This is a genomic window from Vibrio sp. 2132-1 (assembly GCF_033344315.1).
On record NZ_JAWPON010000523.1, the window covers coordinates 1 to 615 of the forward strand.

General features: G+C 49.1%; 1 protein-coding gene. It reads left to right on the forward strand.

Annotated elements, in window-relative coordinates; translation table 11 throughout:
* Positions 1-615, forward strand: a 615-nt coding sequence (locus R8N47_RS26430; protein ID WP_318186259.1) for a hypothetical protein, incomplete at both ends; no start/stop codon positions are given.

The following is a 615-nucleotide window of genomic DNA, read 5'->3' on the forward strand; positions in this document are numbered from 1 at the left end:
AAACGACAACCCATTCTCAGGAGTGCGTTTGGTCGACCGTTATCCTGGTGGCTTTGCTTACATTCCTGATTCTACCGAGATGGTAAATAGCGGCCCTGATGGCGTATTTGATACCTCAGACGATATTCAAATCACGGTCGAGCCGACCAAGACAAACCAGCTGTTCTTCGATGTTGGTGACATGAATATCTATGGTAAAGGCGATTCTCAAACTGCGGATGCTGTGCGCATTCGTTACCTAATGCGCGTCAGTGTCGGTGCTACCTTTGGTGTCTACACCAACACTGCATGGGCAGAAGCGCCACCAGCTGAAAGCTTCTCGGCACAGAACACCAGCACTAACTACGTGGTGAAATCGAACCTAGCGAGCGCAACCGTCGAAGTGATGCCAGACAAAGTATTCGATACCGCTTCTATCATCGGAAAGGTGTTCGAAGACCACAATGGTGATGGTTTCCAAGCAGATGCAACCGCGGACGATGTTCTCATCGACATTGACCTTGCGCTAGGTGATTACGTTCCGAACTCGACCTTCATTATCCAAGATGGCGTAGAAACTCAGCTCAAAGATGTGACGGGTAAACAGCAAGGTCAACCTGTAGTGATGTCGAGAAT